19 protein-coding genes and 4 pseudogenes are annotated in these 22,933 nt (G+C 59.8%); 9 read left to right on the plus strand and 14 right to left on the minus strand.

The genetic code is table 11. The features are described 5' to 3' along the window. Nucleotides 1-116: 116 nt before the first annotated feature. The gene (gene hpaR, locus E4P00_RS23830) at nt 117-539 is read right to left on the minus strand and encodes a homoprotocatechuate degradation operon regulator HpaR (RefSeq protein ID WP_005789546.1); all 423 of its coding nucleotides are present in this window, start codon (nt 537-539) and stop codon (nt 117-119) included. A gap of 206 nt (nt 540-745) precedes the next feature. On the opposite strand from hpaR, the gene E4P00_RS23835 reads away from it, so the two are divergent. Genes E4P00_RS23835 through E4P00_RS23855 form a run of 5 tightly spaced genes read left to right on the plus strand, consistent with a single transcriptional unit; the run spans nt 746 to nt 4,814 of the window. Continuing rightward, nucleotides 746-2,044, plus strand: a complete 1,299-nt coding sequence (locus tag E4P00_RS23835) for an FAD-binding oxidoreductase (RefSeq protein ID WP_103733833.1) — start codon at nt 746-748, stop codon at nt 2,042-2,044. A 33-nt stretch (nt 2,045-2,077) separates the two neighbouring features. Next, a complete protein-coding gene (locus tag E4P00_RS23840; protein ID WP_078821793.1) occupies nt 2,078-2,443 on the plus strand; it encodes a cupin domain-containing protein in 366 nt (121 codons plus the stop codon). Between the two features lie 11 nt (nt 2,444-2,454). Further along, a complete protein-coding gene (locus E4P00_RS23845; RefSeq protein WP_078821794.1) occupies nt 2,455-3,276 on the plus strand; it encodes a molybdenum cofactor biosynthesis F family protein in 822 nt (273 codons plus the stop codon). Beyond that, the gene (locus tag E4P00_RS23850) at nt 3,269-4,072 is read left to right on the plus strand and encodes an SDR family oxidoreductase (protein ID WP_248133177.1); all 804 of its coding nucleotides are present in this window, start codon (nt 3,269-3,271) and stop codon (nt 4,070-4,072) included. Before E4P00_RS23845 ends, E4P00_RS23850 begins: the two co-directional genes overlap by 8 nt. After that, nucleotides 4,062-4,814, plus strand: coding sequence for an SDR family oxidoreductase (locus E4P00_RS23855; RefSeq protein ID WP_248133178.1), 753 nt, complete (start codon nt 4,062-4,064; stop codon nt 4,812-4,814). The genes E4P00_RS23850 and E4P00_RS23855 overlap by 11 nt, the downstream gene beginning before the upstream one ends. A gap of 67 nt (nt 4,815-4,881) precedes the next feature. Here the strand turns inward: E4P00_RS23855 and feaR are convergent. The 3 genes and pseudogenes from feaR to E4P00_RS23870 form a co-directional block, all read right to left on the minus strand. Further along, nucleotides 4,882-5,827: pseudogene (gene feaR / locus E4P00_RS23860) on the minus strand (transcriptional regulator FeaR). Between the two features lie 228 nt (nt 5,828-6,055). Continuing rightward, nucleotides 6,056-6,622 carry a DUF3156 family protein gene (locus E4P00_RS23865; protein WP_216091787.1) on the minus strand — a complete coding sequence of 189 codons (567 nt, stop codon included), beginning with the start codon at nt 6,620-6,622 and terminating at the stop codon, nt 6,056-6,058. Beyond that, nucleotides 6,585-8,084, minus strand: a complete 1,500-nt coding sequence (locus E4P00_RS23870) for an APC family permease (protein ID WP_122733803.1) — start codon at nt 8,082-8,084, stop codon at nt 6,585-6,587. Before E4P00_RS23870 ends, E4P00_RS23865 begins: the two co-directional genes overlap by 38 nt. 217 nt (nt 8,085-8,301) lie before the next feature. Here E4P00_RS23870 and E4P00_RS23875 point away from each other — a divergent pair. Next, a pseudogene (locus E4P00_RS23875) lies at nt 8,302-9,617 on the plus strand (hypothetical protein). A 32-nt stretch (nt 9,618-9,649) separates the two neighbouring features. On the opposite strand, the pseudogene E4P00_RS23880 reads toward E4P00_RS23875, so the two are convergent. Both E4P00_RS23880 and E4P00_RS23885 read right to left on the minus strand, forming a co-directional pair. Next, nucleotides 9,650-10,123: pseudogene (locus E4P00_RS23880) on the minus strand (flavin reductase family protein); the annotation flags it as partial. A 58-nt stretch (nt 10,124-10,181) separates the two neighbouring features. After that, nucleotides 10,182-11,351, minus strand: a complete 1,170-nt coding sequence (locus E4P00_RS23885; protein ID WP_194438711.1) for a p-hydroxyphenylacetate 3-hydroxylase oxygenase component — start codon at nt 11,349-11,351, stop codon at nt 10,182-10,184. 236 nt (nt 11,352-11,587) lie between these two features. Between E4P00_RS23885 and E4P00_RS23890 the strand changes: the two genes are divergently transcribed. Beyond that, complete coding sequence (locus E4P00_RS23890; protein WP_248133179.1) at nt 11,588-13,075, plus strand: aldehyde dehydrogenase family protein; 1,488 nt, start codon at nt 11,588-11,590, stop codon at nt 13,073-13,075. Nucleotides 13,076-13,638: 563 nt separating this feature from the next. After that, complete coding sequence (locus tag E4P00_RS23895) at nt 13,639-13,914, plus strand: DUF6124 family protein (RefSeq protein ID WP_078821802.1); 276 nt, start codon at nt 13,639-13,641, stop codon at nt 13,912-13,914. A gap of 222 nt (nt 13,915-14,136) precedes the next feature. Here E4P00_RS23895 and E4P00_RS23900 read toward each other — a convergent pair whose 3' ends face one another. The 8 genes and pseudogenes from E4P00_RS23900 to E4P00_RS23935 form a co-directional block, all read right to left on the minus strand. Further along, nucleotides 14,137-15,024: a pyridoxamine 5'-phosphate oxidase family protein gene (locus E4P00_RS23900; RefSeq protein ID WP_248133180.1), complete on the minus strand. Its 888-nt coding sequence runs from the start codon at nt 15,022-15,024 to the stop codon at nt 14,137-14,139. A 79-nt stretch (nt 15,025-15,103) separates the two neighbouring features. Continuing rightward, nucleotides 15,104-15,988 carry a LysR family transcriptional regulator gene (locus E4P00_RS23905; RefSeq protein ID WP_248133181.1) on the minus strand — a complete coding sequence of 295 codons (885 nt, stop codon included), beginning with the start codon at nt 15,986-15,988 and terminating at the stop codon, nt 15,104-15,106. Then, nucleotides 15,988-16,908, minus strand: coding sequence for a LysR family transcriptional regulator (locus tag E4P00_RS23910; RefSeq protein ID WP_216091792.1), 921 nt, complete (start codon nt 16,906-16,908; stop codon nt 15,988-15,990). The genes E4P00_RS23905 and E4P00_RS23910 overlap by 1 nt, the downstream gene beginning before the upstream one ends. A 16-nt stretch (nt 16,909-16,924) precedes the next feature. Continuing rightward, nucleotides 16,925-17,551 carry a glutathione S-transferase gene (locus E4P00_RS23915; RefSeq protein WP_216091793.1) on the minus strand — a complete coding sequence of 209 codons (627 nt, stop codon included), beginning with the start codon at nt 17,549-17,551 and terminating at the stop codon, nt 16,925-16,927. A gap of 140 nt (nt 17,552-17,691) precedes the next feature. Continuing rightward, nucleotides 17,692-18,939 carry an ATP-grasp domain-containing protein gene (locus E4P00_RS23920; protein WP_032880344.1) on the minus strand — a complete coding sequence of 416 codons (1,248 nt, stop codon included), beginning with the start codon at nt 18,937-18,939 and terminating at the stop codon, nt 17,692-17,694. Next, complete coding sequence (locus E4P00_RS23925) at nt 18,936-19,853, minus strand: DMT family transporter (RefSeq protein ID WP_248090266.1); 918 nt, start codon at nt 19,851-19,853, stop codon at nt 18,936-18,938. Before E4P00_RS23925 ends, E4P00_RS23920 begins: the two co-directional genes overlap by 4 nt. A 22-nt stretch (nt 19,854-19,875) precedes the next feature. Then, complete coding sequence (locus E4P00_RS23930; protein ID WP_005789578.1) at nt 19,876-20,436, minus strand: phosphoribosyltransferase family protein; 561 nt, start codon at nt 20,434-20,436, stop codon at nt 19,876-19,878. Continuing rightward, nucleotides 20,414-21,391: pseudogene (locus tag E4P00_RS23935) on the minus strand (cysteine synthase family protein). Before E4P00_RS23935 ends, E4P00_RS23930 begins: the two are co-directional and overlap by 23 nt. A 346-nt stretch (nt 21,392-21,737) precedes the next feature. On the opposite strand from E4P00_RS23935, the gene E4P00_RS23940 reads away from it, so the two are divergent. Further along, nucleotides 21,738-22,814, plus strand: a complete 1,077-nt coding sequence (locus tag E4P00_RS23940; RefSeq protein ID WP_248133182.1) for an aldo/keto reductase — start codon at nt 21,738-21,740, stop codon at nt 22,812-22,814. Nucleotides 22,815-22,933: the final 119 nt, after the last annotated feature.

Below are 22,933 nucleotides of genomic sequence, written 5' to 3' on the forward strand. Positions count from 1 at the left end.
GTGGGAGCTGGCTTGCCTGCGATAGCGGTGTATCAGCGACAAATAAGCCAGCTGACCCGACGCTATCGCAGGCAAGCCAGCTCCCACAGTTGACCCGCGGTGGTTCAGTCATTAGTTCAGCGCTTGATGTTCTTCAAGTCATCCAACAACCCCAGCAAGGTCTGGAATTTCTCTTCGCCAAGCTGATCCTGCAAACGCTGGTAGTTGGCCTCCATGCACTGGCTCATGGACTCGAAACTCGCCTTGCCCTTGTCCGCCAGGGTAATGAGCACCCGGCGCTGGTCCTGTTCGGCCTTGCGTCGGTGCACCATGCCGGCGGCTTCCATGCGCACCAGCACGCCGGTCATGCTCGGCTTGAGGATGCACGCCAGTTCCGCCAGTTGGTAAATCTCCAGCTCACCGTGCTGTTCGAGGATGCGGATGATGCGCCATTGCTGTTCGGTCAGGCCGTGTTCATTCAGGGACGGGCGGAAAAAACTCATCGCGGCCTCACGCGCTTGCAGCAAGGCCAGGGTCAGGGATTGTCGAGGTTTGGACATAGGATCAGGGTCACGAAGTATTTAGTTAATAATTTAACGAAACTCTAACATTCCCCGCCAGCGAGCGCGCTATAACTTGTGTGTGTCCTCGCCCGTGGCGCGCTGAATCAAAAAACCGGGCACGCAGGATCAAGACTTCCAGCCCGTCAGGGGCCCTAATGGAGGCATCCGCTTTAGCGCCTTCCTTCACTTTTTCAGGCTGCGCCATGATCAACATCGAAACCCCTACGTATTACACCGCCACCAAGAAATACAACCTCAGCTTCCCCACCCTGGAGCAAGACATCGACGCGGACGTCGTGGTGATCGGTGGCGGCTTTTCCGGGATCAACACCGCGCTGGAACTGGCGGAAAAAGGCATCACCAATATCGTGGTGCTTGAAGCGCGCTACCTGGGCTTTGGCGGCACCGGCCGCAACGGCGGGCAGATCATGGCGGGCATCGGCCATGACCTGGAGAAGATCAAGAAGGACGTGGGCGAAGACGGCCTGCGCCAAGTGTTCGAGATCAGCGACCTGGGCGCAGATATCATCAAGAACCGCATCGCCAAGTACAACATCGATGCCGATTTCTGCCACGGCTACGGCTATATGGGCTTCAACGCCCGCCAGGAAAAAACTCTGCGCGCCTGGGAGAAGGACTTCAAGTCGGTCAACAGCCAGCATGAAATCCGCTTTCTCGGCGGCTCGGATGTGCAGCAGATCATCGGTTCCAACGCCTACACCAGTGCGCTGCTGCACATGGGCGGCGGGCATGTGCACTCGCTGAACCTGCTGCTGGGCGAGGCCACCGCGCTGGCCGGCCATGGGGTAAGGATTTTTGAAAACAGCCCGGCCCTGGAGGTCAGCTACGGCGAACGCATCACCGTGCGCACCGGGCGCGGTTCGGTACGCGCCGGCAAGTTGCTGTGGGCCTGTGACAGCTTTCTCAACAAGCTCGAACCGGAACTGCACCGCTCGACCATCAACACCTACGCGTTCCAGATGATGACCGAGCCGTTGTCCGAAGAATTGATCCAGCGCATCAGCCCGATCCGTGGCGCCTACAGCGATATCCGCCCGGTGATCGACTACTACCGCGTAACCAATGAAAACCGCCTGCTGTTCGGCGCCGCGACGCCTTTGGTCGAGCATATTCCCGGCGACCTGAAAGCCTGGAACCGCCACCTGATGCTGAAGATTTTCCCCTACCTCAAGGACGTGAAAATCGACCTGGCCTGGGGCGGCCCGATGGCGTGCAGCCCGAATCTGTTCCCGCAGATCGGCACCTTGCCGGGGCGCAGCAATGCGTTTTTCGTGCAGGGCTATTCAGGCTTTGGCGTCACGCCCAGCCACATCATCTGCAAGGTCCTGGCCGAAGGCATGAGCGAAGGCTCGGCGCGCTATGACCTGGTCAGCTCGATCCGCCGCCCGACCATCATCGGCAAGGACGCAATTCGCCCTCTGCTGCTGACGGCGGGCAAATCCTGGCACCAATTGTCCGGCTACTGGAACGGGCGTCGTTGATTCGCTTTTTTTCACTCATCAGGAACCACTGCCATGACCCTCACCACCGTCAAACATAACGTCCAGCTGTCGGAACTCGATGCCTGGGGCACCGTGGCCGACCTCGGCTCACAGATCCTTGAAGGCGAGGTGCGCGCCTTCGGCAAGATGACATTCGGCGCACCTACCGATGCGGTCAGCAGCGCTTACTTCGGCACCACCCAGGGCAAATTCCGCATGGTCTACCCGTTCGCCGAACAAGCCACGGTGGTCACCGGCGAGGTGATACTCACCGATGAGTCCACCGGCCAGTCCACCCGCTACAAGGCCGGTGACAGCTGGTTTGTGACCAAGGGCACGCCGGTGCTGTGGGAAGTGGTCAGCGAGAGTTTCGTCAAACACTACTTCGCCGTCGTGTAAGGAGCCTTGCCATGAGCACTTCTTCTGACTGGATCACCGTGGGCGCCCTGGCCGACGGTTTTGCACCCGAAGCGTTCATCCTGCCGAACCTCGCCGACCTGGCGGGCCAGACCTTCACTCTGCACTTTGCCAATGGCTGGCAGATCGAGCATCGCTTCGAACAGGAGCGCCTGGCCTGGCACGCCGCCGACGGACACTCCAGCGGCAGTGCAGCCTACCGCGCCAGCTCGATTCGCCCGGGCCTGTACCTGGTGGACTTCATCAAGCACGAGGCCGGGCAAAGCTGGTCGATCAGCCTGGTGCTGGACACGCCAACTGCCTCCTTTACCGCGGTGATTGGCCGTATGCCGGAGCCGGCAGAGACCCACGAAGGTCTTTACCACCGCGCCCTGGCCGGCAAACCGCTGACCTCGGTGCACGCCGAGTTCCTCCACGGCAGCCTCGACCGGCCGTGGCAGGAGGGCCATTGCCTGCACGCCCCCACCGAGGAACTGGTGGGCCTGCGCAACCACTACCGCTACAGCCCCAGCGAGGTCTACGAGCACATCTACCTCAACCCGCGGTTCTATGCCTGGCAATGCCTTGAGGGTGTGGAGAAAGGCTTGTGCGACACCGACCGCTGCCATTACTACAAGATCGCCGAGCAGCTGTACCTGTTCGTCTGGCAGGAGAAGATCGTGCCCACCCTCGGCCTGGTGCTGATCGACCTGCAACAACACCGCAGCGACGGCAAGATCTTCGGCTACGCGGGGGCATCCTTCGACGCGCTGTCGAACTTCCCGATCAGTTCCTATTGCCAGGTGCTCAACCGCACGGAGTACCCCCGTGACTGAGCCGCGCACGGTAGTGATCACCGGGGCCGGCACCGGCATCGGCGCCGCCTGTGCCCGGCTGTACGCGCAGGAAGGCGCACGGCTGGTACTGATCGGCCGGCGCCGCGAGCCACTGGAACAGGCGGCGCAGGCCAGCGGCGGCCTGATCCTGGTGGGCGATGCCGCCTGCCCCGACACCTGGGAGGGCTTTATCCGCGAGATTCACGCCCACTACGGGCGTATCGATGTACTGCTGGCGTGTGCCGGCGGTCATGGCCTGGGCAGCGCGACCCAGACCAGCCCGTCTACGTGGGAAGCGGCGCTGCGCAGTAACCTGGACAGCGCGTTCTACAGTGCCCGCGCCTGCCTGCCGCTGTTGCAGGAAAGCGCCGGCAGTGTCGTGCTGATCGGCTCCATCGCCTCGCTCGCGGCGGGGCCCGAGGTGTGCGGCTACACCACGGCCAAACATGCGTTACTCGGGCTCAATCGCTCGCTGGCACGGGACTACGGCCCCCACGGCGTGCGCGTGAACGCGGTGTGCCCGGGCTGGGTGCACACGCCGATGGCCGATGCCGAGATGAAGCCGTTGATGGAGGCGTACGGCGACACCTTGCAGCAAGCGTACGAGCGCGTGTGTGCCGATGTGCCGCTGCGCCGCGCCGCCCGGGCCGAAGAGATCGCCAAGGTATGCCGCTTCCTGGCCAGCGACGACGCATCGATCATTACCGGGGCGACCTTGGTGGCGGACGGTGGGTCCAGCATCGTCGACGTGCCGACGCTGGCGTTTACGCGCCTGGAGCCTGCCCATGCCCAATGACCTGGATTTCAGCGGCCAAGTCGTGCTGGTCACCGGCGGCGCCCAAGGGATTGGCCTGGGCATCGTCCAAGCCTTTGCCGAACGCGGTGCGCGGGTGGTGATTGCTGATCGCCTGCTGGAACAAGCTGAAAGGGTGGCCGCTGGGTTGTGCGCGCAGGGCTATCAGGTCGAGGCCGCAGGTGTTGACCTGGCGCAAGCCGAGGCGGTGTTTGCCTGCGTTCAAGGCTTGGCGCAACTGGATATCGTGGTGCACAACGCCGGGTATTTTCCGCTGACAGCCTTTGCCGACATCACCCCGGCGATCTTGCAACGCACCTTGACGGTAAACCTTTCGGCGCTGTTCTGGCTGACCCAGGCGGCGTTACCGATGTTTCGCGCGCAAGGCCGGGGTTGCGTGCTGGTGACGTCTTCGGTCACCGGCAATCGGGTGGGTTATCCGGGGCTGAGCCACTATGCGGCGTCAAAGGCTGGGGTGAATGGGTTTATCCGCAACGCGGCGCTGGAACTGGCGCCGTTGAATGTGCGGGTCAATGGCGTGGAACCGGGCATGATCGCCACGCCGGCGATGAGCAACCTGGGCGATGCCGCGCTGAATGAGAGCATCGCCAGCCGTGTGCCACTGGGGCGTTTGGGCGCGGCTGCGGATATTGCCGGCGCCATGCTGTTTCTGGCTTCTGACCTGGCTGGCTATATCACCGGGCAGACATTGGTGGTCGATGGTGGCTCCACCCTGCCCGAATAACGGGGACCCATGTGGGAGGGGGCTTGCTCCCTCCCACATTGGATCTCCTGCAGCCTGAAGGACCTGTTTATGCCCCCACCGCCTGCAACCGGCTGGAGCGAAAATCCTTGGGCGACACCTCGAACTGCTTCTTGAACGACCGGCTGAAGTGCGCCGAGTCGGTAAAGCCCCACTTACTTGTAGGCAATCGAGGTGATCGACTCGCTACGCAGGAAGGGGTTGGTCAAGTCGTCCGCACTGCGCTTGAGCCGCGCCCGCTGGATGTAGCGGCAGACGCTGTCGTCCTGCTCCTCGAACAAACGGTACAGGTGCCGCACCGAGATATTCAGGCGATTGGCCAGGCCAATCGGGCTCAGGCCAGGCTGGCCCAATGACTCATCAATGACCTTTTGCACATAGCTGCGCAGATTATTGCCCTGCAACGCAGCAACGCCCTCGCGGCACTCATCACCCTGCTCCAGCGCCGAGCCCAGCAGCGACACAAAGGCCGCCTGCAGCGCGTCCACTTGCGTGGCGTCGTCGTCAGTGTCGTCCTTGCACAGTTGATCCATCAGCACATGCAACATACGCCCACAGGCTTTGGTCGAGGAGATCTTGCCGAACGCCCGCGCCTGGCCGCCCAGGTGCTTGCACACCTCGGTGCGCGACAACGACAGCGAGGCATGTTCGATCAAACCAAAGGGGGTGATTTCGATCGAGCCCACCGAGTCCATCAACAGCATCTCGCCGGGGGCCAGCTGCACGGTCTGCTCGTTCTGGGTGATCTGCGAATAGCCGCTGCGCTGGCTGACCAGGAAGCACTCCTGGTCATTGTCGTGATCGGCGTGGTGCGTCGGGCGTTTGATCAGCCCGGCATTGGTGCGCAGGATGGCCAAGCCACGAGGCAAGTTGTGGATCTCGCCAATAAACAGCGAACGGTTGAAGGCCAGTTCGGTATCGAAGTGGCCGCACGCGGCGCGCAGTTCGCGGTTCCAGCTGTCGAGCCCGTCGGGTGCATGCTGTGGGATGCTCATGGGGGTGTCTCCGCAGTGGCGTTCTTTTTGTTGTTCTGATGCAATAGTTAACATGTTATCTATATGCACGCAACAACAACCTGTTTGCCCTTTGCAGAAGCACTAATGATGCCAAACGGTATGTGGGAGGGGGCTTGCTCCCGATAGCGGTGGGCCAGCCAACACATTCATTGGATGACCCGCCGCTATCGGGAGCAAGCCCCCTCCCACAGAGGTGCGTCATTGGTTTCACAGGCCAGACATCACCCGCTGCAACCCACCTATGGCTGCCAATAGATACCTGCGTTGCTCGGTGCTCAACGCAATGTAACGCCGAAACGCAGGCATCCGGTTGACCACCTCACTGCCGCCCATATGCTCCAGGCGCACACACCATTGCCGGTCCTTGAGATCAATGCGCAGGCGCTTGAAATCCAGCGGCATCAGCGCCTGGAACAACCCGCTGTCGGCCAGCAAACGCGACTGTAGCTCACACGCCAGAGCCTGGCTGCCGGAGCGCCGGCGCACGCGGATACCGTTGCGCCGAATAGCGCCGCCATGGTGCACCTCGAAGCTGCCAGCGCCACTCGCTGAAGCAGGTACGCGCAGGACGCACTCGGTCAGCACCAGGTGCATCAACAACTGCGACTCGGTGCGCTCGACAATCTCGAAGTTCACACCGTCCACTTCAAGCGTCGCCAGGCCTAGATCACGCCGTAAGCGCGCCAGGGTCACCCCAGGTCGATAACCGCTCGGTGCACGGTCTGCGCTGAACAGCTCATACAGTTTTTGCCGCAAAGTCGTTATAACCGTCATGGGCAGGCCCCGGTTCGTGGCTGAATTCCTTGGCCAACACCTCCTCAACGCAGGCGGGCTTGAAGGGGTTGACCTTCTGCACCACCAGGGTCCAGAACAACGCATAGGTGGCGGTCACGCCGAGCATCACCCCAAACGGCACATAAATGTCGGCCGGGTTCATGCCTGGCGGGGTGATAAACCACATGCCCAGCAGGATGCCGATGCTGGAGACGATCTGCGGCAGCGGGAACCACGGCGAGCGATAGGCCCTGGGCAAATCCGGACGGCGAATGCGCAGGATCACCACCGACAGCGTCACCAACAGGTAAGCAAAACTCCACGCGCACACCGCCGCCAGCACCAGGTGCATGATGTTGTCGGTGTTGCCGCCCAGGTACAGCGCATGCAGGCACGGGATCAGCATGGCCACCAGGATGCACAGCAGCGGTGTCTTGAAGCGCGGGTGCAGGTAGGTGAACACCTTCGGTAACGCGCCATCCACCGCCATGCCATAGAGGATGCGCGGTACGCCAGCCATCAGGGTATTGATGGTTGCAGCGCCGGCAAACAGGAAGCCAATGCCCAGCCACAGCGGCCCGATCTGCCCCATCACCTGCTCGGCGAACCGTGGGATGGCCATGGGTGTATCCAACAGGTGCACGCCGGAGGCGGCGTCGAGCACCACGTTTTCCACCTGGCGTTTCATCGCGGCGCCATAGATGAACATGCATGTCGCCACGCCCATCAGCCCGAGCATCATCGCCCTTGGCATGACCTTGGCCGATTGGCGCAGGTCAGGTGCCAGCGGGGTAACGAACTCGCAACCGACGAACATGAACATCGCCATGCCCACCAGCGACAGCACGGTGACCAGGTCGGTGCCCACCAGTGATTCCCCGAACCAGCCATCCAACTGCACTGCCGGCGCGGCGATCAGGCCCAGCACGCCGAACACCATCAGGGTGGTCCACATGCCGAACGTGAGGATAATCTCTGCCCGGCCAAACGCGCTGACCCCGAAGGCGTTCAGCACCCCGAACACCAGCACGAACCCCACGCCCAGCAGCCACGAGCCGCCGGCCGATTCTGCCAGGGTATTGAGGTGTTCGAAGTTCACCAGGGCCATGACCCCGGCGAGGATGGTTTCGGCGGTACCGGCGAACACATGCACGATCAGATACGCCGACAAAGTGCCGGTAATCGCAAAAAACCGGCCCATGCCGCAGTTGATGTAGTCGTACACCGAGCCCGTGGTGGGCAGTATCGAGGCGGCCTCGGCGAAGGTCGTCGCCTGGGCCAGCATCATCACCACGGCGATCAGCATCGCCAGGGCAAAGGCGCTGCCGCCAATGCCAAAACCCATGGTGGCGGTGAGGATCACCGGGCTTGCCATGATCAGCCCGATGGTGCTGGCCAACGCGGTGGGGAAACCTACCGTGCCCCGGTTGAGGTGCGCGGTGAGTCGGTCGTTGATCGACATGGTGGGGTCCTCGAAAGCGGTTTTTTTAGTGTGTCGGCACTCTGCGCCCCACCTGGCTCGATCGTCTTGCCCCTGTCTGCCGAAGGTTTTGTTGCTGCCTGCCACGGCGTATCGCCTGGCGGCCAGGGTCAACTGCCTGGCACGCATATGAAAGACTTGGCCTGCGACCGCTCGCCCTAATGCGCCCTCACTCTTAACCAAGTTGGGGACAATAACAATGGAGCACACACTGAAAAACCGCCGCCTGCGCCAGGCGGTCGGCCTCGGCATTGCACTGCTGGTCGGCCAGGCCCAGGCCATCGAGTTGTATGCCGATACCGACACCCAGGTCACCGGCAACTTCCTTGCCGTCTACGGCCTGTTCAACAGCCCGAAGAACTACGATGGCCGCAGCGGCGGCTCCACCTGGCGCGAGGGGTTCATCAAGTACGGCCTGAGCGTCGAGCAGAGCCTGGGCAACCTGGGCGGCGTATACGGCACGGCGAACCTGGTGAGTTCCGGCACCTGGGGCGACGGCGATGCGTCGGGGTTGACCAACGGCACCGAGCGCACCACCAAGTTTGACGAAGCGTTCGCCGGCTGGCGCTCCGGCGAGCTGTTCCCGGCGCTGGGCAAGGATGGGGTAGACCTGTCGTTGGGCCGCCAGATCATCATGTTGGGCGACGGCTTCATCATCAACGACGACGGCCCCAACCTCGGCAATGGCGTAGGCAACGGCGAGTTCAATCGCGGCGGCGCCTACTACATTGCCGCGCGCCATGCCTTCGACAAGACTGCGGTGATTCGCCTGGGTGGCAAGGACGGCGTGCATGGCAGCCTGATGTGGATCAAATCCGACAACCGCGCCCAAGCCCTCACCGAAATGGCCGCCGGCACCCTGGAGTACAGCGCCGCGCCGGGCACCCTGGGGCTGACTTACATTCACGGCATCGATGTGGACGAGCGCTTCGCCACCGACCTGCAGCGCCAGCGCAAGGGCATGAACCTCTATAGCCTGCGCGGCGCCGGCAATGCAGGTATCGACAACGCGCACCTGGCTTTCGAACTGGCCCGCCAGGACAGGCGCGACAGCCAGCAAAACGCCGGTTACGTCGAAGCCGGCTACACCTTTGCCCACCTGCCCTGGTCACCGGACCTGACCTACCGCTACGCACGTTATTCGAAAAACTGGGATGGCATGTTCTCAGGCTTCAACCGTGGCTACGGCACCTGGGTGCAGGGCGAAGTGGCGGGCAACTATTCAGGCCCATTCAACAGCAACACGGCGGTGCAGCACGTAGCGCTCAAGGTCAAGCCGCTGGGCAACATCACCCTCGGCGCACTGTTCTTTGACTACAACACCGTCAGCACCCGCGGCCAGTTGAACCTGGATGGCCGCGAACTGGACCTGTACGGGCCGTGAACGACCACCTGATCATCACGCCGCTGCTGGGCCTGTACAAACCCGATAAAGCGGCCGACACCGGCGGTAACCAGGTCGGCGGCAACGGCACCAATGTCTACAGTCAGCTGGTGGTGGCCGTGCCGTTCTGAACCACCTCGGGCGCGCAGGGAGGCAGCGCCCGGACCTCGGCGTAGGCGCCCTGGTGGTAGAGCAACGGCGCACGGCCGAAGTCATCGAACGCCACCACCTTGCCGATCATGATCCAGTGATCGCCGCCATCGATCTGCTGGTACTTCTCGCAGTGAAAGCGCGCCGAGCAATCGGCGAACACTGGCGAGCCGCCCTCACCCGGCTCGTACTCGATGAGGGCGAAGCGGTCTTCACGGGGGCGCGCAAAGTTGTTGGACAGGTGCACCTGGTCCGCCGCCAGCACATTCACCGCAAAATGACTGGCCTCCTCGAACACTGCATGGCTGTTGGAGCGCTTGTCGATGCTCCACAGCACCAGCGGCGGGTCGAGGGACACCGAGTTGAAACTGTTGGCGGTCACGCCGACCTTGTGCCCGGAAGCGGTGGCGGCAGTGACCACCGTCACACCGGTGGCGAAGTTGCCGAGGGCGCGGCGAAAGGCCCGTGGGTCGAAAACGTCAGACATGCAAGACTCCCAGGTGGCCGCGAGTGGCCGCCCTTATTGTTATGGGTGATAGGCGCGGCTACACCATGCTCGGGTCGGGTTCCAGACCCATCAGCTCACGGCCGAGGATCTGCGCGCACACGTCGTAGTCGGTATAGGCATGGGCGCCTGTCATATGGGAATCGCGGAACAGGCGCTGCATCTCGTTGTGCTCGAACCAGGCATTCCCGCCCGCAGCGGCGAACAGGCGGTCTACCGCGTCGATGCACATCTTGGTGGCGTAACCCTGATTGGTGCGCCAGAACGCCAGGGTTTCCCGCGTGGGATAACGGTGGGCGGCGCTGTGTTCGGCGTGTTCCTGCCAGGTTTTTTCCAGGAACGCTCGGGCGGCGGCGACCTGGTGGGTGGACTCGGCCAGGCGCATCAACGCCGGGGTGGCTGCACCGACGGCGGCACCGGTGTAGGCGCGCACCCGCGTCCTGGTTTTTTCGCGAAACACCTCAAGCATACGCTCGGCCACACCGAGGCTGACGGTGGAGAAGCCACTGGCGAAATATGGCCGATACGGCGCGTAGAAAATCTGGCTGTCGGGGTAGAGGCCAAAGCCCGCGGACTTGCCCTCCATCATGTCCTTGGCCTTCTGGATACGGTGTTCGGGCACCCAGGCGTTGTCGATGATCAGGGTCTTGGTGCCGCTGCCTTTCATGCCGGCCGCAAACCAGTCGTCGCGAATCTGATAGTCACTGCGCGGTAACACAGCAAAGCAGTAATCCTGGGTGCCTTCGGCGTTCTGGCGACGGCAGCCGACAATCGCCCACTCGCCATGGTCACAGCCGCTGCTCCAGCCCATCTCACCGCTGAAGTACACCCCGCCCTCGCCCTCGGTCACCCGACCGAACGGCGCAATACTGCTGCTGGCCGTGGCATCCGGGTTGGCACCCCAGATTTCCTGCTGCAACTGGGCCGAGAACAGCGCCAGTTGGTGGCTGTGAGTACACAACAAGCTCATCGCCCAGGCGGTACTGGCGCAACTACCGGCGAGCAAGGCGATGCAGTCGGCGAACTCGGGCAGCGTCAGCTCCAGGCCGCCGAAGGCCTTGGGCTGAAAGGCACGGTGCAGGCCGATGCTTTTGAGCAGGGCGATATTTTCATCCGGTACCTGGCGCAGTTGCTCGGCACGGCTGGCATTCGCGGCAATGGCCGGCAAAAGGGGTTTGAGGTCTTCAAGGAGCGGGTTTGGCTTTTTCATGGACGGCCCTGCTTATTATTGGAAGTCCGACAGGCGTTCCGGATTGCGGAACGGCGCTGGATGCAGGGCCAGTATCGAACGGGCCGTGCTGGCGGGAAATGCACGTTCGGCAGGCAAGCTTGTACTTTTCACAGGCGCGGCAGGCACAGGCATAAAACCTGGCAGGCACAGTCAAGCCGCTTATTGGTGCGTTGGTTACCCTCGGGTTTTCTTTTGTGAATTGCCAGGAACCTGCCATGAGCGATATCCCGTTGCTGCCTCAAGTCGAAGCCTTTTTGCGTCGCCGCCATGGGCTGTTTATCGACGGTGTCAGCGTGCGCAGCCACGCCGATCAAACCCTGAACGTCATCAACCCTGCCACCGGCCAGGTGATCGCCGAAGTGGCCGACGCTGACCTGACGGATATCGACGCCGCGGTCGCTTGCGCCAACCGTGGTTTCCAGCGATGGTCCCAGGCCGCGCCCGCCATACGCGGCAACGTGCTACTCAAATTGGCCGATCTGCTGGAACAGCACCGTGAAGAACTGGCGCAGATCGAAACGTGCCAGTCGGGCAAGATCATCCAGATCTCCCGCGCTTTCGAGGTCGACCAGGCCGCGCATTTCCTGCGCTACTACGCCGGCTGGGCTACCAAGCTCAGCGGCCAGACCCTGACCCCATCCCTGCCGTCGTTCAATGGCGAGCGCTACACCGCCTTTACCCTGCGCGAGCCAGTGGGCGTGGTGGTTGGCATCGTGCCGTGGAATTTCTCGACCATGATCGCCATTTGGAAACTCGCCTCGGCGCTGGTGACCGGCTGCAGCATCATCATCAAGCCCAGCGAATTCACGCCGCTGACCCTGCTGCGCATCGCTGAACTGGCCATCGACGCCGGGCTGCCGGCGGGTGTGCTGAATGTGCTCACCGGCGGCGGCCATGTCGGCAAGGGGCTGGTGGAACACCCCGGCACGCACAAGGTTTCATTCACCGGCTCAGTGCCCACCGGCATCGCCGTTGGCCGCAGCGCCATGGGCGCCGGCCTCACCCGTGCGACCCTGGAACTGGGGGGCAAGAATGCCGCCGGCTTCCTACCCGATATGGACGTGGACAAGGCAGTGGACGGCATCATCGAAGCGGGCTTTTTGCATTCGGGGCAAATCTGCGCGGCGGCCGAACGCTTTTTCGTGCACCGCTCGCAAATCGACGCCGTGCTGGAAAAACTCAAGACGCGCCTCGGCCGCCTGAACATCGGCTCACCGCTGGACGAACACACCGAATTCGGCCCGGTCACGCACCAGCAGCACCAGCACAAACTGCTCGGCTACTTCAACCAGGCCCGCGCCGAAAACAACACGATCATCCACGGCGGCCACCTTATCGACCGCCCCGGCTGCTACGTCGAACCCACGGTGATCCTCGCCAACCACCTGCACGACACCCTGCTCAACGAAGAAACCTTCGGCCCCATCGCCACCTTCCTGCCCTACGATGACGAAGACGAACTGCTGGCGCTGATGAACCACGGGCCCTACGGGTTGAGCGCCAGCCTGTGGACCAACGATTTGGGCAAGGCCCTGCGCATGATCCCGGCCATCAAGGCAGGCACCTTGTGGGTGAACATGCACACCTTGCTCGACCCGGCGGTGCCGTTTGGTGGGTGCCGGTCTTCGGGGGTTGGGCGGGAGTTTGGCAGTGCATTTATTGAGGATTACACCGAACTTAAGTCGGTGATGATTCGGTATTGATTGGGGGGGCAGTGCACATCTGGTTTGGTGTACATCTGGTTTGGTGTACACCGACCCCATGTGGGAGGGGGCTTGCCCCGATGGCGGTGGGTCAGTCACAGATGTATTGACTGACACGGCCTCATCGGGAGCAAGCCCCCTCCCACACTTGGATCGCATTGCGTCAGTGAGATAGCTGTCGTTTTCAGCCCCCAGCGCCTGCGCCTCCATCTCGATCAACCTTGCGGCAACGACCACCCGCTGACGTTGATCCAAAGAGTGAGCTCATCAGACCGCTCTTACACAAACTTCGGGTTGCGTCCGATGAGTGTCGCCGCTAACCTTCGCGGGTCGCTGCAAAATCAGCGAACGGGTGTGGAAGCCCGAACTCTCCAGGCGTATAAGCGCCCATAGCCTTAGCGGGCGCTTTTTTCATGCTCGCTATAAAGTGTTATGGCGGCTGTGCGCGGGGCACTTTCGAGTGCGCCGGGGTCCTGGAGTCCGGTCTTCCACACCTGCGTACAGTCGCCACCCCATCATGTGGAAGTGATTGTGGCGGCTCCTCTAACTCCAGGAGCAACCGTATGAAGAAAGTCACACCCAATCCCCCGCCATCCCCCTCGGATGACAACCCACAACTACCTCCCGATGTCATTTTCACCGTCCGCCCCGGACTCAGCACTGAAGCCGCCCTGAGCAATGCCAGCGAAATGCTGGAGTCAGCGACTGTCTGTGCCTATGACTGTGCCGAACAGCTTGACGGCCAGAGCCGCAAGCATGTGCTGGCGGTGGTGCAGATGATTGAGATTGCGCAGTTGCTGGTCGATGAAGCGCTGAACCGGGAATGCCCGGTGGCCTGATGAACAAACGCAAACCCAACAGGCAATGATGTTCTCTGTGGGAGGGGGCTTGCTCCCGATGGCGGTGGGTCAGTCACAGCTGTGTCTACTGACACCACCTCATCGGGAGCAAGCACCCTCCCACATTTTGATCTCACTGCATCAGTGAGGTAGTTGTGCCAGGGAGAGCGTGCCAGGCTACCAGGTGCCCATTGCTAGGCTGTGCGGTGAAAACTCCGCGAACTACCACCGCAATGCCAATGCTGCCGGGCGGCGGACCACGTGCTCCACCGTCACCGTCCACAAGCGCTGCGCGCCCTCGAACTCGGCCACTGGCGGCCCGCTGAGAATCAACGATGTGCGCCCCGCCACTTGCAGCACGTCGCCGGTTTCAAAATCGACAAACAACAACCCCGCCACCGGGTTGGCTTGCAGGTTACCGAGGGTGTTGAAGAACAGGTTGCCGACAAAATCAGGGATGGTCAGCACGTTGCCTTCCACCCGCACAAACCCCGTGTTGCCGCCGCGATGGGAAACGTCCACCGAGCGTTCGCCGTGCTGGTCCACGTAGCTGGCGACGAAGAAGGTGTCGGCGTTGCGGATCAGCGTTTGGGCGGCGGCGTCCAGGCTGGTGCTGCGCTCCGCTGTATCGCCAGGTTTGCGCGCAATCCCAGCGACAGGCCGCAGTTGGATGTACTTGGGGCAGTTGCCGAAGGTGTGCACCACGTTCACCGCAAAGCCGTCATGATCCAGCGCTCCGATCCGACCGTTCATGCGGTTGCGACGCCGGGTGCCGAGGTCGATGCCCAGCAGGCCAACGGACGCGCCACGAGTGATGCCAGCCGAGGCCGGGTCGCTTCTGGCGGGCAGGCTGTCGATTTGCAGCGCCTGTGGATCCGGTGAATGGGCAAACCCTGGCGCGCCCTCCAGCATGGTCGCCCAGGGGATACCCTGTTCGTCCACCACACCCAGAATGAGGTAAGGCAACAACGGATAAAAATCACGATGCTGCTCGGGCAAATAATCACGAATGACCTTCGGCCCGATCATGGCCATGCGTTCGGCGACGCCTGCACTTTCCTGCAATTGCCGTTCGCCGACATGCCAAGGGGATTGTTCGATCGAGTTCATGGCGATCACCTCTGGTTGGATAACCGAATGCTGCGCCTACCCAACCCTGCAGAGAATGCCCATCCCAGGCAATCCACTATTACGCCAGCTGAAATGCCGGATGTTCGCGCAACGCGGTGACGCAGTAGTCGACAAAACTGCGCACGCGCATCGGCGCATGGCGGCCTTCGCGGTAGATCACATGCACCGGCAGAGGCGGCAGTTCAAAGGCCGGCAAGACACGACGCAGTTGGCCATTTATGAGGTGATCATGAACCGGATAACTGAGGCAACGAATCACCCCCGCGCCCTGTACCGCCGCATTGATCGCGCCTTGCACCGTGGCGCAACTGAGGCGTGCGCGGGCCTTGAGGGTGTAGTAGGGGAATCCCCAGTGCACCGCTTCAGCGCTGGCAATCAGATGATGTTGCTTGAGGTCGGCCGGATGCCGGGGCTCGCCTTTGGCCGCCAAATACGTGGGGCTGGCGCACAGCAGGGTGCGCACCTGGCCGACCTGCCGTGCAATCAGCGACGAGTTGGGCAGCTCACCCACCCACACTGCCACGTCAAAGCCCTCTTCGTGCAGGTTGGGGTAATAGTCGTGGTAATGGGCGATGACACGCACCGCCGGGTAGCGATCCATGTAGCCGGCCAGCAATGGCGCCATGACATAGCGACTGAACAACAACGGCAGGCATATCCGCAGGTTGCCCTGGGCGTGCACATGGGCGCCGTTGGCCGAGGCTTCGGCCGCATCCACCGCTGCCAGCAGGCGTACACAGTCGGCAAGATAAGCCTGGCCTGCATCGGTGAGGTTGACCCCGCGTGTGCTGCGCTGCAGCAACACCACCCGCAGGCGTGCCTCCAGGCGCGCAACCGCACGTACCAGGGTCGGGCCGGAGACCTGGGCACGGCGTGCCGCCGAGGCCAGGCTGGGTTGCCCGGCCAGCGCCGCAAACAGCTGCATATCGCGAAAGCGCTCCATCAGGTGCGCCGCTTCGTCGCCGGGTTCAGGGCCGGGTCCTGCCCGAGGTGATGGCTTAAGAAATCCACAAAGGTATTGACCTTGGCCGGTATGCGGCCGTTTTGCTGGAACACCACGTGGATCGGCAGCGGCGCCGGTTCGAAAGCCTCCAGCACCAGCTCCAGCTCACCCGCCGCCACCGCTGCCGCCACCTGATAGGACAGCACCCGGGTCAGGCCCCAGCCCAGGCGCGCCAGGGTGATTGCGGCATTGTTCGCCGTAACGCTCAGACGCGGCTCAATGGCTATCTTCAGCGGCTGGCCGGAGTCGACGAACGTCCATTCACTGACCAGTTGGCTGGACGATGAGGTGACGATCCTGGCTTCTCGCAATTGCTCAGGCCGCTGCGGGCGCCCATGTTGGTCCAGATAAGCCGGCGATGCGCACACCACCCGGCGCACTTCACCGACCTTGACCGCCTGCTGCCCGGGTTCGTGCAGATGGCCGATACGCACCGCTACATCGACGCCTTCATCGGCCATATTGACCACCCGGTCGACCAGCAAGGCACTGATGTTCACCAGGGGGAACTGGTCCAGGTACTCCCCCAGCACAGGCGCCACATACAACTCGCCAAACAGCACCGGTGCGGTCACCGTCAACTGGCCGCCAGGGATGGAGTAACTGCCTGCGGCCGCTTCCTCAGCCTCCTCCAGCTCGGCAAGGATGCGCCGGCAATCTTCCAGGTAACGCTGGCCGGCTTCGGTCAGGTGCAGGCTGCGGGTGGTACGCGCCAGCAGTTGCGTACCGATGCGCTGTTCCATAGCGGCAATGGCGCGGGTCACGCTGGGTGGCGAGGTCTTCAGGCGGCGTGCAGCAGCCGCAAAACCCTCCTCCTCGGCCACCGCCAGGAATACCTGCATCTCATGAAATCGGTCCATCGGCATCCCTTGATCGTTACTGTGATTGCAGCCCCACCGCCGTGCGCGGCATAGCGACAAACCCTGGCAAGGCTTCGATGCTGGCAAGCCAGGCACGCACCTCAGGGTAGTCGGCCAGCGACACGTTGCCTTCCGGCGCATGGGCCACGTAGGTATAGAACGCAATATCGGCAATGCTTGGCTGATCGCTGGCCAAAAAACGGCTCTCGCCCAGCTGCTGCTCCATCACGTTCAGCAGGGCATAGGCTCGGTTGATTGCGCTGACAGTGTCCACCTCGGCGCCAAACACTGTGGCCAAGCGCGCCGTGGCGGGCCCAGCATGGAGTTGACCAGCGGCGGCCGAGAGCCAGCGTTGGACCCGCGCTTGCCCGATGGGGTCGCTTGGCAACCACTGCCCTTTGCCATAGGTACTGGCAAGGTAGACCAGAATCGCATTGGAGTCGGCCAGCACAGTGCCGGCGTCGTCGATCACCGGCACCTGTCCGAAGCTGTTGAAGTTGGCGATGAACGCAGGTGCTTTGTGAGCGCCTTGTTTGAGGTCCACGAGGATGAATTCAGTCGGCAGATCCAACAGGGACAACATCAGCTCGACTCTGTGGGAGTGGCCAGACAAGGGAAAACCATACAGTTTGATAGCAGGCATGAAAGACTCCAGATCGTTGTCGACCGAGTATTCGCGTCGAGGGAAGCGATCTTCTTATGGGCAACCCTGCGATGGAATCACCAGATTGTGCAATCCAGCATTTCACAGAATGAAACAATGAGGTGATCCATGGCGAACGGCTACCTCTCCGCCAGATAAGCCCCCCGCCATTCAAGTATGCGAATCTGGTGGTAATCTGCCTCGAGCACGGCGGGGTCTTCATGTACCAGATACACCGTGCCCGGCTGACTGAAAACATCCTGCGTCACGCCGATCTGCTGGCCGTCCTCAACGTAAAACACTGCTTCGAAAAACGACTCAAGCTTGAGTAACTCCCTCAAGAACCCATCTTTTTCAAAACGCCCCTCTGAGCGGTTTATCAAGCAAACATTGTAGGTATGTTGCAGACGCTGATAATTGATCTTCCTCGCCAGTTGTTGTTCAAATAACTCAGGCTGCATGAGGGATAAAACCACAGCATCGATCTGACCAAGACCAGTAGTTACCTTTGAAACCCCAGGCCGAAGAATGCCGTCAGTGCGGGCAGCAATTTCCACCAGTTTCGGACCGTCTTCAGTAAACATAATCTCCGCATGGCTAGGCCCATTTCGGATCCCCAGGCACTGCACCACTGCTCGTGTGTATTGGACCAGAATCGGATAAACCATCGAATCGGGCCCAATCAGTTCGTCAATGTCATAGAGTACGCCGCCGGTCGGCGTTCGCTGCTTTCGATAACGGACGACTTCAGTGACGAGTTGTTGCCCGTCGAGCGATACCATGTTCACCACATACTCCAGTCCCGCCAGGTATTCCTGAATCAGGACCCGCGTGTTAGGTATATTCAGCTTGTTGGTCGTTCCTAACAGGCGCTCCATAGCAGCTTTGCACGCGCACATATCCTCGCAAATAGACACCCCATCGGCGCCTGCGCTCTCGAGGGGTTTGATGACCACAGGAAAACGTCCGTGTTCATCGATCCACTCTTGTGCAGGACGCCAACTATCAGTAATGAACTGCCTTGCGGCCGGCAACTGCGCTTGGGTAATGCAATGGATCATTTCGTACTTGTTTCGACGTGCGTTAGTTTTGTCGAAATCATTGCGATAAGGCAGCTGCAGTTGCTCATTCAGCTCGTCAGCCAGAAGCACACCCGTTTCTGCACCCGCGAGGATGAACTGTGGCATGAAGCGTTGGACTTCAGCCAAGGTCATTCCAAAATCGCTATTGACGATCATCTGCTCATAAAGCGTGCAATCAAAACCTTGATAATAATAGCCGTCCAGTGTTGCTGATGAAGCCACATGCACCAGCACGCAGCCATCGTCGTTCAATTGCTTCGCTAAAAATTTACCCGATGAGAACCCATCGACTATCACAATTTTCATACGATCTCCCGTTTCAGCGCATGCAACGACCTGAACGACAGCAAAAAGATGATGACTGTTACGGCTGAGAGGCTGGCTACAGAAAACTCAACTCTCGAATCCAGGTACTGGAACAAAAAAACGAACACAGGAAGCGTCAGCAATACCAGGGAAACGTGAATAGGCGTGAGGTAATAGATGGTTTTCTGAATCAGGTAAATCGGCAGCAAATGTCCGGCTATCACCAAGATAGCCATAGGCAGAACCCATCCACTATCGAGTAAAAAGCTGCCTCCTGTAGCAGGAATCGCAACGGCACAGACACCCACCATCGCGATGTTTCTGACACCCAAAATCTCGTAGACCGACCATTGACGAGCGAACATCTCTTTAGAAAAAACCGTGTACATGACCGTGCCCAACGCGCACGTCAATACGCTAACGATACCGAGCACCCGCTGCACAGCGGTGGTGGTGACTACACCGCTGTCCCCCGCAAGGGAATTGAACAACATGATCGCTACCGAGATGAGCACCAGCCATGAAACCACCGCATCGACTACGGCCACCTTCACGCTACGATTGGTCAGCAGGGAGACAATCAACGTGAGTGCAGGGCCGCAGGCTACGGAGGCGACTCCCACTACTGCTGGCTCCAGATACCGGAGTGCGTAAAACAACCCGCCCCAATTGCACAGAACCGCAAGATTGATGATAACGATCAATCGCCATTGGGTTCTGAGCTTTGACCACAATGAATTGGGATTTCGATAAACCGCCCAAACACCAAAGACACAGGCTGACGTTGTAAAACAATAAAAAATAACGTTCAACGTGCTGATCGACTGCGTGACCAACGCAACATAAACATCGAATGCCGCACTGATCAAGCAAAACACCAAGCCGATAATTAACCCGGTTCGTTGCATCAACATTTAGCCACCCGCGCGCGCATTTTCATTCAACCGTTACTCGATCTTCGCTCACCAACACTTTCAAAATAGTTTTAACGGTAATCCCAGTCGCACCTACTACATTCTCAACCCCAAAATTCCCAACCTTCTCTACAGCGCAGACAACATCTGCCACTTCACCACCCGCCCCTTTCACAGCGTCTACCAGCGCAATTACCGCACCGCCGGAACTTAGCGTATCGTCAATGATGATGACTCGATCGCCAACTTCGACGCCGTTGAGATACAACTGTCCCTTGTAGTATTCGGAGTCAATATCGACCACTTGCTCATTGAAACCACCAAGACTGTAGGAATACCACCTGGCCATGGCTAAAGGTATACCCGTCAACAATGAGACCGTGGTTGCCAACGCGGCCCCCTTATCTTCCTCGGTGACAATTTTCGAAACGTCACGCTCCATGACTTTGATGATTTTATGCGCGACCTCAATTAAAACTTCCGGCCGCAAAGCAGGTATCTGATCCGTAAACTCATTGACCGTAGTCAGAGATTTTCCAGATCTCACAACTTTAGCTTTTTTATAAATTTCTTCCAGCAACATGGCGCACCTCACTGTACTCAGGATAAAACCCATCCCAGCGACTCGCATACTTCCAAGAGCTATCAAAAAATAACGTGACTATGTTCTTGCGTTTATGCGCTTGAACGATCTCGTCACACATCAGTAGATTGGCTCCGCAGGTTGGTCCAATGGGTATTTTTTCTGACGCGATGAAGTGCTTCATCCGAGCCCAAGCGTCGACATCATCAATCACTCGTATTTCATCAACTAGACCGGAGTCTGTATTCGCTGATAAAACTCCTGCGCCCAAACCCATCAAATTGTGCGAGCGATGATTGAACGCCAAATTATTTTTTTGCGCAAACAGAGGCGCAGAGTTGCTAACCTCCAGCGCTATTGTTTTAATCCCGCTGTACGTTTGCTTCAATACCTCAGCGATTCCAGAAAAAGTGCCGCCCGTACCGATTGAGCACACGAAGAAATCCGGCACGATATTTTGTGCACTCAACTGTTTCACGATTTCTTTCCCACAGCACCGCCAACTGTCTTTATTCAACAGGCTATTAGACTGATCCAGATACTAAAACTCTTCCGATGAGTTCTCGGATAGATACGCTTTTGCTTGGAGAACTGCTCCCGTCAAAAAAGACTCTTTTGGAGTCTCTACTATATCCGCCCCATAGGTACGTATTTGTGTTTTCCGCTCCTCGGTCATACCTTCAGGCATGAATATCTTTACGCCGTATCCCTTCAACCTGCCGATCCAAGCGAGTGCAGCCCCTCCGTTCCCAGTAGAACAGTCAATTAGCGTCATACCAGGTTTAAGGACGCCTGCCTTCTCCAATTTATTGATAATATTTAAATAGGTGCGATCCTTATGACTTCCCGATGGATTCAAGTACTCACACTTAGAGAAAACCCTATTTCCATTCACAGAAAGTGTTGCCAATTCGAGTAGCGGCGTATTACCAATATCTTTCAGCTCCATTTCCATGCCTCAGCGACTCGTCAATGAATTCAAACGCTAGCAAATCATTTCGACAAATAATAGCTAGCCGAACGGATAGGTAATAGAAAACATTTGGCCACCTATCCATTAAGGGAAATGTATGTAGGAACGCCCCGACAACAGCAGATAAACCACGTAATAACTAGCAATTTATTACGTACAAAAAAGACTTTTCGTACGGGACTCGCCATCTTCAATAGCAGTGCGCCCTGCCAAATCCCGTGGCCGCAATGGTGCGGCGCCCCCCTCAGACGAGTTTTCATTAAAAAATTCAAACTATCGCCCTTCCCATCGTTCACACCTTCACGTGCAACGTTAAGTAGGAGGCGACATGCAATACCGACAACTGGGTCATTCCGGCCTGCTGGTATCGGAAATCATCCTGGGCACCGTGCCCTTTGGCGGTCGTGCGGAGTTCGAAAAATGCGGCGCAGTGGACGTGCCCTTGGCCAAGCGTATGTTCGATATCGCATTCGATGCCGGGGTGAATATGGTCGACACCGCCGATCTTTACTCCCACGGCTTGGCCGAAGAGGTCGTCGGCAAAGCCTTGGGCGACAAGCGCAACGATATTCTGCTGGCGACCAAGGGCCGCAGCCCGGTGGACCAGAACCCGAACAATTCCGGCTCATCGCGCTATCACCTGATCCGCGCCTGCGAAGCCAGCTTGAAGCGTTTGGGCACCGACCATATCGACCTGTACCAACTGCATAACTGGGACGGCATGACGCCCATCGAAGAGACCCTCGAAGCCCTGCGTCTGTTAGTCGGCTCGGGAAAGATCCGTTACTTCGGCACCAGCAACTTCACCGCCTGGCAGATGATGAAAACCCTGGGCAAGGCTGAGCTGCACGGCATGCTCAAGCCCATCACCCAGCAGATCTACTACACCCCGGAATCCCGTGAAGCCGAGTACGAATTGCTGCCGTTGGCCTTGGACCAGCACGTCGGTACTTTGGTATGGGGCCCGATGGGAGAAGGCCTGCTGACCGGCACGACCCGACGCGGGCACAAGCCGCCACCCAATACCCGCCAGGGCAGCGGCTGGCCGGAACCCTATGTGCATGACCAGGAGCGTGCCCTGGACATTATCGAAACCCTTGCCGCCGTCGGTGATGAGCATGGCGTCTCGGTCGCCCGTACCTGCCTGGCCTGGCTAAAGGATCGGCCGGGAATCACTTCGCTGATCGTCGGTGCGCGTACCGAAGAGCACCTGCGCGATAACCTTGCCGCGACTGAACTGAAGCTGACCGAGGAACAATCGTCACGCATCGAGGCGGTCACCCGGCGTCAGCCGTTGTATCCCTATTGGCATCGCTTTACGGCCGGGATTGATCGTTTTGATCCTGCGGAACAGCCGTTCCTGGCCGAGCACCAAAAGACCATGGATGCGCGCAAGGACAAGTAAACTCAGCCCTTAATGTGGGAGCGAGCTTGCTCGCGCCTATAAAGAACGTTAAGCCCGCGCCCACATTTTCGGGTTGCACCGAATAGCAATGCTGCCTATATTTTCCGCCTGGCGCTCTC

It is taken from the genome of Pseudomonas sp. B329 (assembly GCF_023127835.1).
Taxonomy (GTDB): Bacteria; Pseudomonadota; Gammaproteobacteria; order Pseudomonadales; family Pseudomonadaceae; genus Aquipseudomonas; species Aquipseudomonas synxantha_A.

What these genes read in the sequence shown, in the direction of transcription:
- E4P00_RS23910 (WP_216091792.1), bottom strand. Translation starts at nt 16,908, where the DNA reads ATGGACCGATTTCATGAGATGCAGGTATTCCTGGCGGTGGCCGAGGAG.
- E4P00_RS23925 (WP_248090266.1), bottom strand. Translation starts at nt 19,853, where the DNA reads ATGTTGATGCAACGAACCGGGTTAATTATCGGCTTGGTGTTTTGCTTG.
- E4P00_RS23840 (WP_078821793.1), top strand. Translation starts at nt 2,078, where the DNA reads ATGACCCTCACCACCGTCAAACATAACGTCCAGCTGTCGGAACTCGAT.
- E4P00_RS23895 (WP_078821802.1), top strand. Translation starts at nt 13,639, where the DNA reads ATGAAGAAAGTCACACCCAATCCCCCGCCATCCCCCTCGGATGACAAC.
- E4P00_RS23845 (WP_078821794.1), top strand. Translation starts at nt 2,455, where the DNA reads ATGAGCACTTCTTCTGACTGGATCACCGTGGGCGCCCTGGCCGACGGT.
- hpaR (WP_005789546.1), bottom strand. Translation starts at nt 539, where the DNA reads ATGTCCAAACCTCGACAATCCCTGACCCTGGCCTTGCTGCAAGCGCGT.
- E4P00_RS23900 (WP_248133180.1), bottom strand. Translation starts at nt 15,024, where the DNA reads ATGAACTCGATCGAACAATCCCCTTGGCATGTCGGCGAACGGCAATTG.
- E4P00_RS23890 (WP_248133179.1), top strand. Translation starts at nt 11,588, where the DNA reads ATGAGCGATATCCCGTTGCTGCCTCAAGTCGAAGCCTTTTTGCGTCGC.
- E4P00_RS23885 (WP_194438711.1), bottom strand. Translation starts at nt 11,351, where the DNA reads ATGAAAAAGCCAAACCCGCTCCTTGAAGACCTCAAACCCCTTTTGCCG.
- E4P00_RS23915 (WP_216091793.1), bottom strand. Translation starts at nt 17,551, where the DNA reads ATGCCTGCTATCAAACTGTATGGTTTTCCCTTGTCTGGCCACTCCCAC.
- E4P00_RS23930 (WP_005789578.1), bottom strand. Translation starts at nt 20,436, where the DNA reads ATGTTGCTGGAAGAAATTTATAAAAAAGCTAAAGTTGTGAGATCTGGA.
- E4P00_RS23835 (WP_103733833.1), top strand. Translation starts at nt 746, where the DNA reads ATGATCAACATCGAAACCCCTACGTATTACACCGCCACCAAGAAATAC.
- E4P00_RS23905 (WP_248133181.1), bottom strand. Translation starts at nt 15,988, where the DNA reads ATGGAGCGCTTTCGCGATATGCAGCTGTTTGCGGCGCTGGCCGGGCAA.
- E4P00_RS23855 (WP_248133178.1), top strand. Translation starts at nt 4,062, where the DNA reads ATGCCCAATGACCTGGATTTCAGCGGCCAAGTCGTGCTGGTCACCGGC.
- E4P00_RS23870 (WP_122733803.1), bottom strand. Translation starts at nt 8,084, where the DNA reads ATGTCGATCAACGACCGACTCACCGCGCACCTCAACCGGGGCACGGTA.
- E4P00_RS23940 (WP_248133182.1), top strand. Translation starts at nt 21,738, where the DNA reads ATGCAATACCGACAACTGGGTCATTCCGGCCTGCTGGTATCGGAAATC.
- E4P00_RS23920 (WP_032880344.1), bottom strand. Translation starts at nt 18,939, where the DNA reads ATGAAAATTGTGATAGTCGATGGGTTCTCATCGGGTAAATTTTTAGCG.
- E4P00_RS23865 (WP_216091787.1), bottom strand. Translation starts at nt 6,622, where the DNA reads ATGACGGTTATAACGACTTTGCGGCAAAAACTGTATGAGCTGTTCAGC.